Source organism: Siminovitchia terrae, from assembly GCF_003605405.2.
Classification (GTDB): domain Bacteria; phylum Bacillota; class Bacilli; order Bacillales; family Bacillaceae_C; genus Siminovitchia; species Siminovitchia terrae.
In genome coordinates, this window is sequence record NZ_QYTW02000003.1 from 154,470 (window position 1) to 172,447 (window position 17,978).

Sequence of the window (17,978 nt, forward strand, 5' to 3'; positions counted from 1 at the left end):
GATCACCCTGGCTTTTTTCAGTGCTATTCTGTCGCTTGATTTTGTTTTTCCTTCTGCTCTTTAAGAACGACTTTGCGGGAAAGGTTAACTCTTCCCTGATTGTCGATTTCTACTACTTTCACAAGGACTTCGTCTCCGATGGACACAACGTCCTCAACTTTATTGACTCTTTCCTCCGCCAATTGTGAAATATGGACAAGACCATCTTTGCCAGGGAAAATCTCTACGAAAGCACCAAATTTCTCAATTCGCTTCACTTTTCCAAGGTATATTTGTCCAACCTCTACTTCACGGACGAGGTCTTCTATGATCTTCTTGGCCTTTTCATTCATTTCTTCATCAGCGGATGCGATGAACACTGTTCCGTCTTGTTCAATGTCAATCTTCACGTTGGTCTCTTCAATGATTTTATTGATTTGTTTACCGCTCGGCCCAATAACATCCCGGATTTTATCAGGATTGATATGGAGCGTAAGAATCTTCGGCGCATACGGTGAGAGACGTTCCCTAGGCTCAGAAATAGCGGAATTCATTTTCTCTAGAATAAACATCCGTCCTTCTTTTGCCTGGCGGAGCGCTTCCTCTAGAATTTCACGTGACAATCCTTCGATTTTGATATCCATTTGCAAAGCAGTGATTCCGTCCGCCGTACCGGCCACTTTGAAGTCCATATCACCCAAATGATCTTCCATCCCCTGGATATCAGTTAAAATGGTGTAATGTTCCTCGGATTTCACTAATCCCATGGCAATGCCGGCAACCGGCGCCTTAATAGGGACACCTGCATCCATCATAGCCAGTGAGCTTGCACATATGCTCGCTTGGGATGATGAACCATTTGATTCCAATACCTCAGAAACGAGGCGAATTGTATATGGAAAATCTGATTCACTTGGAATAACAGGCTCTAGCGCCCGTTCCCCAAGCGCACCATGACCGATCTCTCTGCGACCAGGAGCTCTAATTGGCCCTGTTTCCCCAACGCTGAAATGAGGGAAATTATAATGGTGCATGAATCTTTTTGATTCCTCAATCCCGAGGCCGTCCAAAATTTGAACATCACCAAGGGCTCCAAGTGTACAAATACTGAATGCCTGAGTTTGTCCTCTTGTAAACAAACCGGATCCGTGCGTTCTTGCCAACAAGTGTACTTCCGTCTGGATAGGTCTGATTTCATCAGGCTTCCGGCCATCCGGACGGATCTTTTCAACAGTGATCAAGCGGCGAACTTCTGCTTTCACAAGATTATCTAAAACTTGCTTCACTTGTTTGATTAACTCTTCATTATTCTCTTCCCGCTCAGAAAAGCTGTCGATCACGTTATCCTTTACTTCTTGGATAGCTTCTTCACGTGCATGCTTTTCCTCTACCTGAATCGCAGCGATGAGCTGTTGCTCACACATTGAACGAACTTCCTGCTCCAGTTCAGAATCAATTTCATATAATTCGATTTCCCTGTTTTCTTTCCCAACCTCTTCTGCAATCTGTTCTTGGAATGCGATCAAGCGTTTTATTTCCTCATGCCCGAACATGATTGCTTCTAGCATCGTTTCCTCAGAAACCTCTTTTGCTCCGGCCTCGACCATGTTAATGGCATCCTTTGTTCCAGCCACAGTCAGATCAATATCGCTCTGCTCCATTTGTTCTACCGTTGGATTGATGATAAATTTTCCATCCACACGTCCGACAACGACTCCCGCGATCGGTCCCATAAACGGTATGTCGGAAATCGACAATGCCAATGAAGAACCGAACATCGCTGCCATTTCTGAAGAGCAATCTTGATCAACACTCATTACAATGCTTACAACCTGTACTTCATTTCTGAATCCATCAGGAAACAGCGGGCGGATCGGGCGGTCAATCAGACGGCTGGCCAATATTGCTTTTTCACTTGGGCGCCCTTCCCTTTTAATGAAGCCGCCTGGGATTTTCCCCACTGCGTACAACCTTTCCTCATAGTTGACTGTCAATGGAAAAAAATCAACAGATTTTGCTGCCTTTGATGCAGTAGCTGTAGATAAAACAGCTGTATCGCCATAGCGGATAAGAGCCGCTCCATTGGCCTGTTTTGCAAGCTGGCCTATTTCAACGGTCAAATTCCGTCCGGCCCATTCCATAGAAAATAATTTTTTCTCGTGGTCCATTTTACAACGCCTCTCTTTCATAAACATAATTGTAAATAATTGGCAGAAGTATAAAGTAAAAAACTCTCACCTGTTACGCAACTGAACATTAGACATAGATATGAGCTTCTCCTACCCATGTCCAATGTTCAGTTCGAATATGCGCCCTTTGGCGCATTTTCATTTGAACTTACGTACAGGCGTCTGCCTTTTCATCCTAACAAAAAAGCGGGAATTTATCCCGCTTTCAGTTACATCTTTATCATCTTAACGACGCAGGCCAAGTTTATCGATCAATACACGATAACGTTGAACATCTTTTTCACGCAGATAAGTTAACAAGTTTCTGCGGCGTCCAACCATTTTCATTAATCCACGTCTTGAATGATGATCCTTTTTATGGACGCGAAGATGGCCGTTCAAGTTGTTGATTTCTTCAGTTAAAACCGCAATTTGAACTTCCGGAGATCCCGTGTCACTTTCATGGATTCTGTACTGGTTGATGATTTCGTTTTTACGTTCTTGCGTAATGGACATCTGTCCGACACCTCCTGTTTTTCATCCCCAATTACCGAGCAGGCGTTGGTGAATCGCACTGCCAAGCAATGGTTCTTGATACTGTTATAGAATACAACTTTACTTTGGAAAAATCAAGTTATTTTGCATCCTGCTCAAAAAATCTCTGCGCTGTCTGTTTATCCTTTAAAATTTGATCTTTGAGGTGTTCCAAATGATCAAATTTTTGTTCATCCCTTATTCTCAAATGCCATTCTATCGTCACTTCTTCACCGTAAATCGAACGGTCAAAATCAAGCAAGTGGATTTCAACAGACAGTTCCAATTGTCCCGGTTCATGAAATGTAGGCTTATACCCTACATTGCAGACTCCTTTTTCCCATTGATCGTTCACAAGCATACGTACAGCATAAACACCTTTTTTCGGAACAAGGTAGTCATTCTTCAGCCGAATATTGGCGGTAGGAAAACCAAGCTGTCTTCCACGTTTTTCACCATGTATGACAGTTCCTTTCGTTGTATAGAACCTTCCAAGCAGTTCTTGTACTTCTTCAGTTCTGCCTTCTCTTAACAGCTTCCTGATCCAGGTTGAGCTGACTTTCTCCTTGTTTTTTTCAAGCTTGGGCACTGTCACAACCTGAAGTTTTCCCTGGCCATGCTCTGGAAGTGTCTCCATCGTGCCCTTTCCATATTTTCCATATGTAAAATCAAACCCCGCCGTCACATATTGGACGTTTAAGTCTAAAAGATATTGCTGAACAAACTCAGCAGGCTGAAGACTCGCAAAAGCGGATGTGAATCTCACAATCAAAAGATAATCTATTCCTAATCCTGAGATGAATTCTATCTTATCCTCTATTGGTGTAATGTACTCAACGTCTCCTCCTGTTTCTGATAGGACAACAGAAGGATGAGGATCAAAGGTCATGACGGCACTATTGATTCCATGCTCATCAGCCGTTTTTTTTGCTGTCAAAATTACGCTTTTATGCCCTTCATGGATTCCGTCAAAAAAGCCTAGCGCCACTGAGAGGGGAGCGAAATCATTCTTTTGAAAAGTATGTGGATGCTGAATCATTATTACTTTCACTATACGTCACCTGTTTCATTCATTTCTTAACACTTTTACTGGTTTAATCAGACCGGGTTTTTGAACATGCGATTGATAAATAGCTAAAGCCTTTCCTTCATACAATAGCACTGTTTCTTCATCTGTCCATTTGTCAGGCATGTCCAAAACAGCGCCATTTCGGACTTTTACTGCTAATTTATCACTAATTTCCATAGAGGGCAAATGTAAAAGACCCCTCTCAAGCGGAAAAATGACCTCCTCCACTTTTCCTAGGTCAATGAGTGAATGCAACTCGTCAAAAGTGACACAATGCTCCTGCTTAAATGAGGCTGATGCTGTCCGGATAAGATCTGACATATGGGCTGGGTATCCAAGTTGTTCCCCTATCATCACAGCGAGCGTCCGAATATAAGTGCCTTTGCTGCAGTGAACGGAAAAGCGAAAAGAGAGAAGCCCATCACGAAAAGAAACGGTGTTCTCCAAAAGCTTTAAATGATATATTTTGACCTTCCGAACCGGCCGCTCAACCGTAATACCTGCCCGAGCATATTCGTACAAACGTTTCCCATTGACCTTTACAGCAGAGAACATAGGTGGAATTTGCTGAATTTCTCCGGTTAAGGAATTCAGTACTTCCTTAATTGCTTCTATCGTGATCTCTTCTTGGACAGGCTTTTTTTCTACTATTTCTCCGGCAGCATCTTCAGTTGTTGTGGAAAAACCGATAGTAATTTCCCCTTCGTATTCTTTTCCACCATCTGTGATATACTCTGCTATTTTAGTCGCTCTGCCGAGACAGATAGGCAATACACCTGTAACGTCGGGATCAAGAGTACCTGTATGCCCGACTTTTTTCATTCTCAATAGTTTCCTGATCTTATACACGCAGTCATGGGATGTCAGCCCTTTCGGCTTCCACAATGGCAATATTCCCTCCACAGGCTCCTCCTCCTCTTCAGAAATGCGTATGCGCTTGATCAGCGCAGGCAAACAAGACGCTCCCCGAGGAGACTGATTTTCAGCTACCACAGGGAAACAGCTTGGCCCCCTAGGGGGTAAGGACAAAGCAGGTGCTTTTCCTGACCAATATCCATAATCATATTTCATCTTGAAAAAAGGATAGACAAGTTTGTCTATCCTAATCTTCATTAATATCTTTTAACAGTTTCTCAATCTTGTTTCCATATTCGATTGATTCATCAAATTCAAAACTGATTTCGGGTGTTTTTCGCAGCCTGATTCTATGACCGATTTCTGACCGGATAAATCCAGTGGCTTTAGTCAGTCCTTTCAGTGTATCTTCTTTTTCCTGATCACTGCCTAGAACCGAAATATAGACTGTGGCCTGCTGAAGGTCCCCTGTCACTTCCACGTCGGTAACAGTGACAAATCCGACTCTCGGATCTTTGATCTTCCGAGAGATAATTTCACCCAGTTCTTTCTTCATTTGTTCACCGACTCGATTGGCTCGTACACTCATGTATAACACCTCACATTACAGCCACTCATAATGGGTTGCCCCGACTCTTTCCCATTCAGGAAAAGAATCCAGGAAATCAATAACCTCTTCCAGTTCACGCTCAGCCCTTTTCCGAGCTGAGGCCACAGTGACAATAGCGATGCCAGCCCGCTGCCATATATCCTGATGATTGACCTCAGCAATGGAAACATTATATTTTTGCTTTGTTCTTGTTAGGACTCGCTTTACTACTGAGCGTTTATCTTTCAGGGATTGGGCGTTATAAATTCGGAATTCACACTCAGCGAATCCGATCAAGCACGCTCGACTTCTTCCATTACAAATGCTTCGATCACGTCGCCTTCTTTTACATCATTGAAATTTTTGATCGTGATACCACATTCATATCCCTGACTCACTTCTTTAACGTCATCCTTAAATCGTTTCAGGTCATCGATTTCACCTTCATAGATGACGATTCCGTCCCTGATCAGGCGGACACCACTGTCACGGGTGATTTTTCCATCCGTTACATATGAACCAGCAATCGTTCCGATTCTGGAAACTTTGAATGTTTGTCTGACTTCTGCCTGGCCAATGACTTTTTCTTCGTATTCAGGATCCAGCATACCTTTCATAGCTGACTCGATTTCTTCGATCGCCTTGTAAATAATACGATGAAGTCGGATATCTACTCCTTCAGAGTCAGCTGCACGTTTAGCATTTACATCTGGGCGAACGTTAAAACCGATGACAATGGCATTGGAAGCTGCTGCCAGTGTGATGTCTGATTCATTGATTGCACCAACGCCACCATGGATAATTCTGATGTTGACGCCGTCTACATAAATTTTCCTTAATGATGCAGCTAGGGCCTCCGCAGAACCCTGAACATCCGCTTTGATGATCACATTGAGCTCTTTCATTTCGCCTTGTTTCATCTGTTCAAAAAGCGTATCAAGGCTTACACGTGAGTTTTCGCCTCTTTGAGCTTGCAATGCCTGCTGAGCACGGGTTTCTCCGACTTGACGGGCAGTTTTTTCATCTTGGAATACGACAAACCGATCTCCAGCCTGAGGTACGTCGCTCAAACCAGTAATTTCGACTGGGGTTGAAGGTGCAGCTTCTTTGACACGCCGCCCGATATCATTCACCATAGCACGGACACGGCCAAAGGCGTTGCCGGCAACGATTGGATCTCCCACTTTCAATGTACCATCCTGCACAAGCAATGTTGCTACCGAACCGCGACCTTTATCAAGCTGGGCTTCAATAACAGTTCCGAGAGCACCCCTTTTCGGATTTGCTTTCAGCTCTTCCACTTCACTTACAAGAAGGACCATTTCCAGCAAGCTGTCTATACCTTCCCCTTGAAGAGCAGAGATTGGAACAAAAATTGTGTCTCCGCCCCAATCTTCCGGTACAAGACCGTGCTCAGTCAATTCCTGCATCACCCGATCAGGATTTGCAGTCGGCTTGTCAATCTTGTTGACCGCAACAATAATAGGCACTTCTGCAGCTTTTGCATGGTTGATCGCTTCAATTGTTTGCGGCATAACTCCATCGTCAGCAGCTACAACTAAAATCGTAATATCTGTCACTTTGGCTCCCCTGGCACGCATTGTTGTAAACGCGGCGTGTCCCGGAGTATCCAAGAATGTAATTTTCTTACCATTTGCTTCGATCTGATAAGCACCGATATGCTGTGTAATTCCGCCAGCTTCACCGGCTGTTACCTTTGTATTTCTCAATGAATCAAGGAGAGTCGTTTTACCATGGTCAACATGTCCCATGATTGTAACAACAGCTGGTCTTTCCACCAGATCCTCTTCGCTGCTCTCCTCTTCAAAATACACTTCAAGATCGGTCTTGTCGATTTGAATCTCTTCTTCTACTTCAACGCCATATTCTGTACAGATTAGCTCGATAGCGTCTTTGTCGAGTTCCTGATTGATTGTTGCAATAACACCAAGCATAAATAACTTTTTAATAATTTCAGAAGGCTCTCTGTGAATCTTCTTCGCAAGCTCAGCTACTGTTAAAGACTCTATAAAAGTGATTTTTTCCGGCAACTCTTTTTGTTTAGGTGGAGCAGGCTGGTGCTGATGTTGTTTCTGGCGCTGACGGTTTTGGTTCTGTTTGCGGTTGTTGCGGCCCGGTCCTTTATTGCCTCCCCGCTGATTTCCCCTTGCGTTGGATCTATGGTTTCCGCCGTCGTTTTTAGCATGATTTTGCTTATTATTATGACGGCCGCTCCTTTGTCCCTGATTTCCCTGATTTCCCTGATTTCCTTGACTTCCTTGACTTCCTTGATTTCCCTGCTGCCTATTTTGCTGCTGTTCCGATCCGCCTTTTCGCTGGTCACCACGCTGTTCTCCGCTCTGTCCCGTTCTGGCCTGTGGACGGTTCTGCTGTTGGCCTTGTCTTTGTTGCACCCTCCTCTGAGAGCCTCCTTTTTCCCCGCTGTTCCTTTTAAAAACGGAATCAAGCTTTCCTATTGCCTGGCCATCAATGGCCGACATATGATTTGTAACCTCTATATTCATGCTTTTAAGCTTTTCTATTACATCTTTACTGGAAGTATTATGTTTTTTTGCATATTCATATACTCGCATTTTACTCATATGTTCACCCCCGGGTTTAATCATAAAACAATGTTACCAACTTTTTCGCAAATCCGGCCTCCGCTATTGCAACCACAACCCTTGCTTCTTTTCCGATTGCCTGACCGAGCAATTCCCTTGTCTCTGCAAAAACGACAGGAACATCATAATATCGGCATTTGTCCTGAACCTTTTTGGAGGTATTATTGGATGCGTCTTTTGCCAATATGACCAGCTTTGCTCTGCCGCTTCTAATTTCTTTGATGACTAGTTCTTCACCTGATATTACTTTGCGCGCACGATTGGCCAAGCCGAGCAATGACATCCACTTCTCATTTTTCATTTATTATCTCCATCAATCAGGGAAAGCAACTCATCATATATCTCATCTTTTATTTCTGCCTGCAGATGGCTGGCAAGCACTTTTTTATTTTTAGCGGCCAAAATAACATCTTTATCTTTGGAAAGATAAGCACCTCGACCGGATTTCTTTCCAGTCAAATCCACAGAAACCTCTCCTTCCTTGGAGCGGACAATCCGGATCATTTCTTTCTTTGGCCTCATCTCGCCAGTAGCGACACATTTTCTCATAGGTATTTTTCTTTGCTTTGCCATCTTCCTCACCCCTATTCGATTTCTTCGTTCAACAAATCGAATGATTCATCCAATTCCTCTTCTTCCTCAAAATCAAACACTTCGTCCCTTGGATAAATCCCGGCTTCACGGGCATCCGTTTCACTTTTAATATCTATTTTCCAGCCTGTCAATTTTGCAGCAAGACGGGCGTTTTGTCCGCGTTTTCCAATAGCCAGGGAAAGCTGATAATCTGGCACAATCACAGTTGTTGCTTTGTCATCTTCGTTCACAATGACATCGAGCACCTTAGACGGACTTAATGCATTTGCTACGAATTCAACCGGATCTGAAGACCATTCAACTATATCAATCTTCTCACCTTTCAACTCGTCAACAATGGCTTGGACCCTTGCTCCTTTAGGACCGACACAAGCTCCTACAGGATCAATGTCATCATAATCTGTCGCAACAGAGATTTTTGAACGGTCCCCCGCTTCCCTGGCAACAGACTTTATTTCAACAGTTCCATCGTATATTTCCGGAACTTCGATTTCAAACAGGCGCTTAAGCAGGCCAGGATGAGTTCTTGAAACAAAGATTTGCGGACCTTTTGTCGTCTTTTCGACTTTTGTCAAATAGACTTTGATCCGATCATGAGGCTTATATGTTTCATTAGACATTTGCTCACTTTGTGGAAGCAGCGCCTCGATTTTTCCAAGGCTTACATATATGAAGCGGGGATCTTGACGCTGTACGATACCTGTCATGATATCATCTTCACGATCCACAAATTCTGAATAGATAATGCCTCGTTCAGCTTCCCTTACACGCTGTGTAACGACCTGTTTGGCTGTTTGGGCTGCAATTCTGCCAAATTCCTTTGGTGTCACTTCAAGCTCCACCATATCACCCGGCTCATAAGAAGGGTTGATATTCCGCGCTTCATCTATAGAAATTTCCAGCCTGGAATCGAAGACTTCATCGACCACTTCTTTTCTGGCAAAAACCCTCATGGTCCCAGTTTCCAAGTTCAAATCAACGCGTACATTCTGTGCCTGGTTAAAGTTTCTTTTATATGCGGACACCAAAGCAGCTTCAATGGCCTCAATCAGGACTTCCCGGGAAATTCCTTTTTCTTTTTCCAAAATAATTAGAGCATCCATTAGTTCTGAGCTCATGAACATGTTCTCCCCTTTTCTCTATTGTTCGCTATTTAAAAAACGACGGCTAAACGGGCTTTTGCCACTTTTTCATATGGAATTTCGAATGTTTTCGTCCGGGTTTTTATGTTGACGTCGATTTTTAAAGCTTCGCCATTAAATTCAACCAGCTTGCCTTCAAATTCTTTTTCTCCATCGATCGGTTCATATGTTTTGACATTGACTTGCTTTCCTATGGCTTTTGTAAAATCTTCCGCCTTTTTCAAAGGTCTTTCTGCTCCTGGTGATGAGACTTCTAAAAAATAATTGTGTGGTATAGGGTCCAATTCATCCAGCTTCTCTCCAAGCTTTTCACTAACAAGGCCGCACTCCTCTATGTCTACACCAGTTTCCTTATCAATGAAAAGACGAAGAAACCAATTTTTCCCTTCCTTGACATATTCGATATCAACCAGTTCAAGCTGGATTTCCTCTAGGATCGGAGCCACAAGTTCTTCAACCATGTCTGTCACTTTACTCATAAAAACCTCCAAAAAATAGAGTCTCTATTTGGTTCCGTATATTTATCTGCAAATAAGAAAAGCGCAAGGCGCCCGTCCATCGGCGAAAATCACAAGGCGAATTGCGAGGAGGCAGTTCCTCAGCCACCGCAGCAATTTGACTTGCGTCCTCGAGCCGATGGCGCCTGAAGCTAAACCAAACACTTACCAATTTAAGTGAAAACTTAGTCTAATTTCAATTTCTTTTCTTACAATACGAAAGAGTGGGGGGCACCCACTCTTTTTGCGCAGAGTCTATTCATAGTATTTCCAATAAAAATATACCATAACCCTATATCGTTTGCAAATAATTGGCTGAAACCTTAGAAAAGAGACAGCTGATTTTGATCAGGGAGTGATTCCAAACAGCCTTGCTGGTCTAAATATTCGATCACTGTCTTAGAAACTTTTCCACGCTTCTGAAGGTCTTCCTTCGAAAGAAATTCCCCATCCTCACGAGCCTTTACAATGTTTATCGCAGCATTTGTACCTAATCCAGGGATAGCATTGAATGGCGGAATCAGCGTATCCCCGTCAATGATGAATTCAGAGGCTCCCGATCGATAAAGATTGACTCGCTGAAATTTAAATTTGCGTTCACACATCTCTAGAGCAATCTCCAGAACCGTCAGCAGATTCTTTTCTTTTGTCGAGGCATCTAGCCCTTTTGCGTTGATTTCTTCTATTTTGGATCGGATCGCCTGAGAACCGCGCACCATCGCTTCAAGATCAAAATCCTCAGCTCTGACAGTGAAGTATGCCGCATAATAAAGGAGCGGATGATGGACTTTGAAATAAGCAATTCTTACAGCCATCAGTACATACGCTGTTGCGTGCGCCTTTGGAAACATGTACTTAATTTTTTTACATGAATCAATATACCATTCCGGTACATTGTTATTCCGCATTTCCTCTTCCCATTCAGGTGTCAAGCCCTTCCCTTTCCTGACAAACTCCATGATTTTAAAAGCGAGTGACGGTTCGAGGCCTTGGTAAATAAGGTACACCATAATATCATCCCGGCATCCAATAACATCAGAGAGCGTACATGTTCCAGACCGGATAAGCTCCTGGGCATTGCCAAGCCATACATCTGTACCATGTGAAAGCCCTGAGATCTGGACGAGTTCTGAAAAAGTGGTTGGCATCGTATCCTCTAGCATCTGCCTTACAAAACGGGTACCAAATTCAGGTATCCCCAATGTTCCTGTCTTACACATAATTTGTTCTTCTGTCACACCAAGAGACTCCGTGCCACTGAAAATCTTCATTACTTCCGGATCATCGATCGGAATCGTTTTGGGGTCCATTCCACTGAGTTCTTGCAGCATACGGATCACCGTGGGATCATCGTGTCCAAGAATATCCAATTTTAATAGATTGCTATCTATGGAGTGGAAATCAAAATGTGTCGTTCTCCAATCAGACCCGGTATCATCAGCTGGAAATTGAATAGGGCAAAAATCGAATATTTCCATGTCCGATGGTACTACGATGATTCCTCCCGGGTGCTGTCCTGTTGTCCTTTTCACACCGGTACACCCTTGCACGAGCCTATCAATTTCCGCATTCCGCATCATTAAATTATTATCCTGCTCATAGCCCCTTACATAACCATAGGCCGTCTTTTCTGCCACTGTTCCAATCGTACCTGCCCGATATACGTAGTCTTCTCCAAACAGTTCCTTCGTATAATTGTGAGCATGCGGCTGGTAATCACCAGAGAAGTTCAAATCGATATCTGGTACCTTGTCTCCCTTAAATCCCAGGAACGTTTCAAATGGTATGTCGTGTCCATCTTTTTTATATTCCGCTCCACATTTTTCACAAGATTTATCCGGAAGGTCAAATCCAGAGCCGACTGATCCGTCATCAAAGAACTCGGAGTGTTTACATGCAGGGCAGACATAATGTGGGGGCAGTGGATTGACCTCCGTAATTTCAGTCATGGTAGCCACCAAAGATGAACCGACTGATCCCCTTGAACCTACCAAATAACCATCCACCAAGGATTTTTTTACAAGTTTATGGGAGATCAAGTAGATAACGGCAAACCCATGGCCGATAATGCTTGCGAGTTCTTTCTCAAGCCTAGCCTCTACGATCTCTGGAAGCTTTTCGCCGTAAATCGACTCAGCCATTTTGTAGCTCATTGATCGGATTTCCGACTCCGCGCCGTCAATTTTTGGCGTATACAAGTCATCCCTGATCGGTTTGACATCTTCTATCTTGTCTGTAATCAAGTTGGAATTTGTTACGACAACTTCATATGCTTTTTCTTTTCCAAGAAAAGAAAACTCCGCTAACATTTCATCTGTCGTCCGGAAATGAACTTCAGGAAGGTTGTACCTATTCATCGGGTTGGCTCCGCCTTGTGATCTGATCAGTATTTCCCTGTAGATCTTATCCTCTTTGTTCAGATAATGAACATTTCCGGTAGCGACAACAGGCATATTGAGCGTTTCACCCATACTTACGATATTTTTGATAATATCTTCAAGATCCTTCTCATCCCTTACGAGCTCCATTTCAAGAAGAGGTGCGTAGACGGGTTTCGGATGAATTTCAATATAATCGTAAAACCCTGCCGCTTTTTCCGCTTCCGCACGTCCCTTTTGCATCATAGCTTCGAAAACTTCTCCTTTATCACAGCCAGAGCCGACAAGGATACCTTCCCTATATTTTTCCAATAAAGACCGTGGGATACGCGGAACTCTATAAAAGTAATTCAAATGCGAATATGAAACAAGCTTATAAAGGTTTTTCAGCCCGGCATCATTTTGTACAAGCAATGTACAATGGGAGGGCCTTACCCGTTTATATGAATCTCCCTGTCCCATATTGTCATTCAGTTGATCGTGGTAAAGAATATCCTTCTGTTTTGCATCTCCAAGCAACTTCAAAAATATTTTTCCTGTTGCTTCTGCATCATAAATCGCCCTGTGATGCTGGACGAGCTCAATATCGAACCTCTTAGCCAATGTGTTTAGGCGATGATTCTTAAATTCAGGATACAGAAACCTTGCAAGTTCCAAAGTATCAATAACCGGGTTTTCCACTTTCGGCAATCCTACCCTCTGATTGCCAGCATTCAAAAAGCCTATATCAAATGAAGCGTTATGTGCAACGAGTATACCGTCCTCAATCCAATGATGGAAGTCATGGAGGACTTCCTCTATTTCTGGCGCATTTTCGACCATGTCATCCGTTATTCCTGTTAACTCAATTGTTGTAGCTGACAAAGGATGATGCGGGTTTGCAAATCTTTCGAAACGGTCAATCTCTTCTCCCCCGCGTATTTTTACTGCGGCCAACTCAATGATTTTGTCATAGATTGCCGAAAGACCCGTGGTCTCAACGTCAAAAACGATATATGTGTCTTCTTCCAAGAGTCTATGAGCACTGTTATAGGCAATCGGGACACCATCATCAACCAGATTGGCCTCCAGCCCATACAACACTTTTATATCATTCTTTTTTCCTGCACCGTAGGCTTCAGGAAACGACTGAACGACTGCATGGTCTGTAAGCGCAATAGCGGTATGTCCCCATTTTTTTGCTTGAGAGATAAAACTGCTTATGGATGTAACAGCATCCATTTGGCTCATCGGTGAATGTAAATGGAGTTCTACTCTTTTTTGCCCTTTCGCTAAATCTTTTCTTTCCTGCGCCTTCACCTCATTGATATCCTGGGCCATAAGAACAAGTTCCCTAGCAAAGGTATCATTTTGCACACTTCCACGGGCTCTTACCCACATGCCTTTTTTCAGCATCTTCATAAGGGCAGCATCTTCATTATCTTTAGAGAACATTTTCACGGAAATAGAATTAGTGTAATCCGTCATTTTGAAAGTAAGTAATGTCCTTCCGCTGCGAAGCTCTCTTGTTTCAGCTGAGAAAATATACCCTTCAACCGTGATACGACGTTCTTCATCATGGATCTCTTCAAGCCTTTTAATCTCTTCATCACTTTTGATCGTATATCCAATCGTCAACGGGCCGCTCAATTCAACGCCACTACCATTCTCTTTTTCCGCTTCCATCCGCTGCATGTCCGCAAGAGCCTGACGTGCCCGCTCTTTGTCTTCTCTCTGCTTTTCTTCCATAAATTTCTCATACTCTTCATTGGATTGTGCCTCATCACCGATTTCTGCTGACAGCATGACAGATGGAAAGCCAAATTTCATATATATGTCGGAAAGTTCCTTTCCATATTTTTCCTGAAGCGTCCTTGCCTCCATATCGTTCCTGACCTTGACAATGAGCTTATTACCCTGGACATCAGGAAGCTGCCCATCTAAAAGGCCAAGAAGCATCGGCGACATCCCCTCGATCTCTTTTAGACATTCACGCCAATAATCGATAACAAGCTCTTTACTATATGTATGATCATTGTAAGACAGGGTAAAACCTACTTGTGCAATCTGGTGAAAGGCTTGTTGAAGTTTTTGAGAAAATGCTGTATAAACGCGGCATGGGAGTAGACTTTCTAATAAAAAATAAAAATGCCATCTCTTGTTTGTTTTATCGACAACCAGTTTTTCTATCTGACCGGATTGAAAATATTGCATATATTGGTCATCTGTTAACCCTATCTGCTGGAGCAGCAATAGGAAACGTTCTTTTTTTTCGGCGGGATTCTGCGTCTTGGACGTCATTTGATCCTCTCCCCCAATTCATTCTACAAATAAGAAAAGCCGCAGGTGCGTATTCATTTTGATATCGTTCTTCCGCGACCCTATCACCTAACCGACTAAAGCATGTCCAGCTCATCAGCGGACCTAGGGCACGACAGCCTGCCGTCGCTTGTACAGGGTCTCTTCGCTGGCAAGCCTGGACTAAGCACTTGCGCTTCTTAAAAACCATAAACTTTCTTTATTTTAACAAAGGAAGGCACCTTTTTGAAAAGGTACCTTTCATTTTGAATTACAATTCTTTAAAAATATTTGTAAGGACTTGTAGCAGATCCTCTGCTTTCACTTCCTGCATTTCACCGGACTTCCGGACTTTTACTTCCACAATGCCTTCGGCAGCTTTTTTACCGACTGTCACCCTGACGGGCATTCCAATCAAATCAGAATCTTTGAATTTGACTCCAGGCCGCTCATTGCGATCATCTAAGAGCACATTATAGCGATTTTCTTTCAACTCTCGATACAATTTTTCAGCAAGATTTTCCTGATCCGAATCCTTCATATTAACCGGAATCAAATGAATGTGATAGGGAGCAATATTTGCTGGCCAAATCAATCCGTTCTCGTCGTTGAACTGTTCAGCAACTGCAGATAGTGTACGTGATACGCCTATCCCGTAACAGCCCATGAGGTAAGGGGAGGACTTTCCATTTTCATCCAAATATATTGCTGACATCGCTTCGCTGTATTTCGTTCCGAGTTTAAAGATATGCCCGACTTCAATCCCTCTTGCAAACTTAATCGTCCCTTTTCCGTCAGGAGATGGATCTCCTTCCTGAATGAATCTTAGGTCCACAAATTTTTCAACTGTAAAATCTCGTCCAGGAACGACATTCATGTAATGGTAATCATCTTCATTAGCGCCGCAAACGGCATTAACCATTGCCTCAATCGCTTTATCTGCAACGATTTTCAAAGTTGCTGGAAGGTTGACTGGTCCAATGGAACCGAATGAACAATTCAAGAGCTCTTTAGTCCGCTCTTCATCGGCAAATTCAACTGAGGTTGCGTTCAAAGCATTTTTCACTTTAATATCATTGATTTCGTGATCTCCCCTAACCAGTACCATGACCGGCTCTTCGTCCACAATCAGTACAAGGGATTTGATGATATTTGATGCTTGTACATTTAAAAACTCAGAAACTTCGGAGATTGTTTTTTGTCCAGGCGTTTCTACTTTGGAGAGCTCTTGTTCCGGCTCATTCGACTTTTCATACTCCTGATGAACTTCTGCCATCTCTATGTTTGCAGCATAGGAGGAACCATCCGAGTAAGCGATCGTATCCTCTCCGATCTCGGACAAAACCATGAACTCCTGTGTATCCTTCCCGCCAATTGCTCCGGAATCTGCCAAAACTGCTCTAAAGTCCAAACCACATCTTGTAAAGATGTTCGTGTAGGCTTGGTACATCTTTTGATAGACATCATCAAGACTTTCCGCTGATGTATGGAATGAATATGCATCTTTCATGATAAACTCACGACCTCGTAAAAGGCCAAAGCGCGGACGTTTTTCATCCCTAAATTTCGTCTGGATTTGATACAGTGTCACGGGAAGGCGTTTATAAGATGGTACTGCGTCACTTACAATGCTTGTAATGACTTCCTCATGTGTTGGACCTAATGCAAAACTGCGATCATGCCGGTCATGCATTCTCATCAACTCATCGCCGTATGTATACCAGCGCCCTGAAGACTGCCATAATTCAGCTGGTTGGAGAGCTGGCAGGAGAAGTTCGGCTGCTCCTGCGTTTTCCATTTCTTCTCTAATGATCTGTCCAATGTTATCAAGCGCTCTTTTGGCAAGCGGCAAGTATGAATATACCCCGCTTGCGATTTGCTTTATAAAACCTGCTCTGAGCAGCAGCTGATGGCTTTTGATTTCAGCATCAGACGGCAGCTCGCGGAGCGTTGGAATCAATGTCATGCTTTGCCTCATCACTTGCACCTCTATCTATATTATTTAATAATAAAGAATCGTTGAATGTCGTTCCATGTAACAACAATCATCAAGACCATCAAAAGAGCGAAACCGATAAAGTGAACCATTCCTTCTTTTTGGCGGTCAATCGGCTTTCCGCGCAGAGCTTCCACACCAAAGAACAGGAGGCGGCCGCCATCCAGTGCCGGTACTGGGAGCAGGTTCATGATTCCTAAGTTAATACTTAGAAGAGCCGCCCATTTCATCAGTAACAGAACTCCCGATTTCGCCACGGTTTCCGTTGTTTTATATATTCCGACAGGGCCCGCAAGCATATCAATAGAGAACTGCCCTGTAACAAGCTTTCCAAGCAACCGGAAAATCTCTACAGTCCAATGGTAGGTTTCAGTAAAACCATTGACTGCTACGCTAGAGAATGACTTATCAACGGGCGCTTGCACTCCAATTAAGCCGAACTCCTCACCGTCGGCCACCTCCCTTTTGGGGGTAACCATAATATCAAGTGTTTTATCCTCACGTTCAACCGTAAAGACAAGCTCTTCTCCAGGATGACTGCGGACAACTTCGGTAATATCGTCAAAGTTTGAAATTTCGGCGCCGTCGATGCTTAAAACAACGTCGCCCTCCTTAAATCCTGCTTCGTACGCTGATCCGTCCGGAAGCAATTTGCCGATAAGCGGATCGTTTATCTGTACTCCCTGGATGAACCCTAATACTGTGAAAATGACGATGGCAAGTACAAAGTTCATCATCGGTCCGGCAAAAATGGTCATTGCCCTTGCACTCAGTTTCTTAGAACCAAACTGACGGTCCCATGGTGCTATTTGTGTTTCCGTCTGATCTTCGACAATCATGGCTTCATGAGACAGATGGAATGTTTTTAATGTCTCATCGTCTCCATCCTCATACCCTTTTATCAATAGATCATGTTCAAGGTCGGCCGATTCCACTTCCACTGCGCGTGCATTTGAAAAACGGTCCTTCCCCTGTAATATTACTTTTTCTACCAGACCATCATCATTTAAAACGAGTGCTACCCGATGGCCTGGCTTGATTTCCATCATCTCCGGGTCATCTCCGGCCATTCTTACATAACCCCCAAGAGGAAGAAGACGAATCGTGTACAATGTTTCCTGGGTTTTATGGGAAAACACCTTAGGCCCCATACCGATCGCAAACTCTCTGACAAGTATTCCTGCACGTTTCGCAAAGACAAAGTGTCCCAGCTCGTGGAAAAATACCAAAGCCCCAAAAATAATTATAAAAGCGATGACTGTATTCAAAAAAATAA

The 17,978-nt window shown here is 43.4% G+C and carries 14 protein-coding genes; all 14 read right to left on the bottom strand.

The annotated features are described in order from the left end of the window. Positions 1–23: 23 nt before the first annotated feature. The 14 genes from pnp to rseP all read right to left on the bottom strand — a co-directional run bounded on the left by pnp (position 24) and on the right by rseP (position 17,970). Positions 24–2,147, bottom strand: coding sequence for a polyribonucleotide nucleotidyltransferase (pnp, locus tag D5F11_RS05090; protein WP_120115134.1), 2,124 nt, complete (start codon positions 2,145–2,147; stop codon positions 24–26). 246 nt (positions 2,148–2,393) lie between these two features. Next, positions 2,394–2,663 (bottom strand): 30S ribosomal protein S15, encoded by a 270-nt coding sequence (rpsO, locus tag D5F11_RS05095; RefSeq protein WP_120115135.1) that lies wholly within the window; start codon positions 2,661–2,663, stop codon positions 2,394–2,396. A gap of 118 nt (positions 2,664–2,781) precedes the next feature. Continuing rightward, positions 2,782–3,732 (bottom strand): bifunctional riboflavin kinase/FAD synthetase, encoded by a 951-nt coding sequence (gene ribF / locus D5F11_RS05100; RefSeq protein ID WP_120115136.1) that lies wholly within the window; start codon positions 3,730–3,732, stop codon positions 2,782–2,784. Positions 3,733–3,747: 15 nt separating this feature from the next. Beyond that, on the bottom strand, positions 3,748–4,653 hold the full coding sequence (gene truB / locus D5F11_RS05105; RefSeq protein ID WP_120115310.1) for a tRNA pseudouridine(55) synthase TruB: 906 nt from the start codon (positions 4,651–4,653) through the stop codon (positions 3,748–3,750). 199 nt (positions 4,654–4,852) lie between these two features. Then, entirely contained in the window at positions 4,853–5,194 is a 342-nt protein-coding gene (gene rbfA, locus D5F11_RS05110; protein WP_120115137.1) for a 30S ribosome-binding factor RbfA, read from the bottom strand. Positions 5,195–5,209: 15 nt separating this feature from the next. Next, positions 5,210–5,491, bottom strand: a complete 282-nt coding sequence (locus D5F11_RS05115; RefSeq protein ID WP_120115138.1) for a DUF503 domain-containing protein — start codon at positions 5,489–5,491, stop codon at positions 5,210–5,212. Next, a complete protein-coding gene (gene infB / locus D5F11_RS05120; protein ID WP_120115311.1) occupies positions 5,488–7,797 on the bottom strand; it encodes a translation initiation factor IF-2 in 2,310 nt (769 codons plus the stop codon). The genes D5F11_RS05115 and infB overlap by 4 nt, the downstream gene beginning before the upstream one ends. Positions 7,798–7,813: 16 nt before the next feature. After that, positions 7,814–8,119 (bottom strand): YlxQ family RNA-binding protein, encoded by a 306-nt coding sequence (locus tag D5F11_RS05125; protein WP_120115139.1) that lies wholly within the window; start codon positions 8,117–8,119, stop codon positions 7,814–7,816. Beyond that, a complete protein-coding gene (gene rnpM, locus D5F11_RS05130) occupies positions 8,116–8,391 on the bottom strand; it encodes an RNase P modulator RnpM (RefSeq protein WP_120115140.1) in 276 nt (91 codons plus the stop codon). The genes D5F11_RS05125 and rnpM overlap by 4 nt, the downstream gene beginning before the upstream one ends. An 11-nt stretch (positions 8,392–8,402) precedes the next feature. Beyond that, positions 8,403–9,530 carry a transcription termination factor NusA gene (nusA, locus tag D5F11_RS05135; protein WP_120115141.1) on the bottom strand — a complete coding sequence of 376 codons (1,128 nt, stop codon included), beginning with the start codon at positions 9,528–9,530 and terminating at the stop codon, positions 8,403–8,405. A gap of 35 nt (positions 9,531–9,565) precedes the next feature. Then, on the bottom strand, positions 9,566–10,033 hold the full coding sequence (gene rimP, locus D5F11_RS05140) for a ribosome maturation factor RimP (protein ID WP_120115142.1): 468 nt from the start codon (positions 10,031–10,033) through the stop codon (positions 9,566–9,568). Between the two features lie 341 nt (positions 10,034–10,374). Next, entirely contained in the window at positions 10,375–14,709 is a 4,335-nt protein-coding gene (locus D5F11_RS05145; RefSeq protein WP_120115143.1) for a PolC-type DNA polymerase III, read from the bottom strand. A gap of 268 nt (positions 14,710–14,977) precedes the next feature. Then, a complete protein-coding gene (locus D5F11_RS05150; protein ID WP_120115144.1) occupies positions 14,978–16,684 on the bottom strand; it encodes a proline--tRNA ligase in 1,707 nt (568 codons plus the stop codon). A gap of 20 nt (positions 16,685–16,704) precedes the next feature. Beyond that, positions 16,705–17,970 (bottom strand): RIP metalloprotease RseP, encoded by a 1,266-nt coding sequence (gene rseP, locus D5F11_RS05155; RefSeq protein ID WP_120115145.1) that lies wholly within the window; start codon positions 17,968–17,970, stop codon positions 16,705–16,707. Positions 17,971–17,978: the final 8 nt, after the last annotated feature.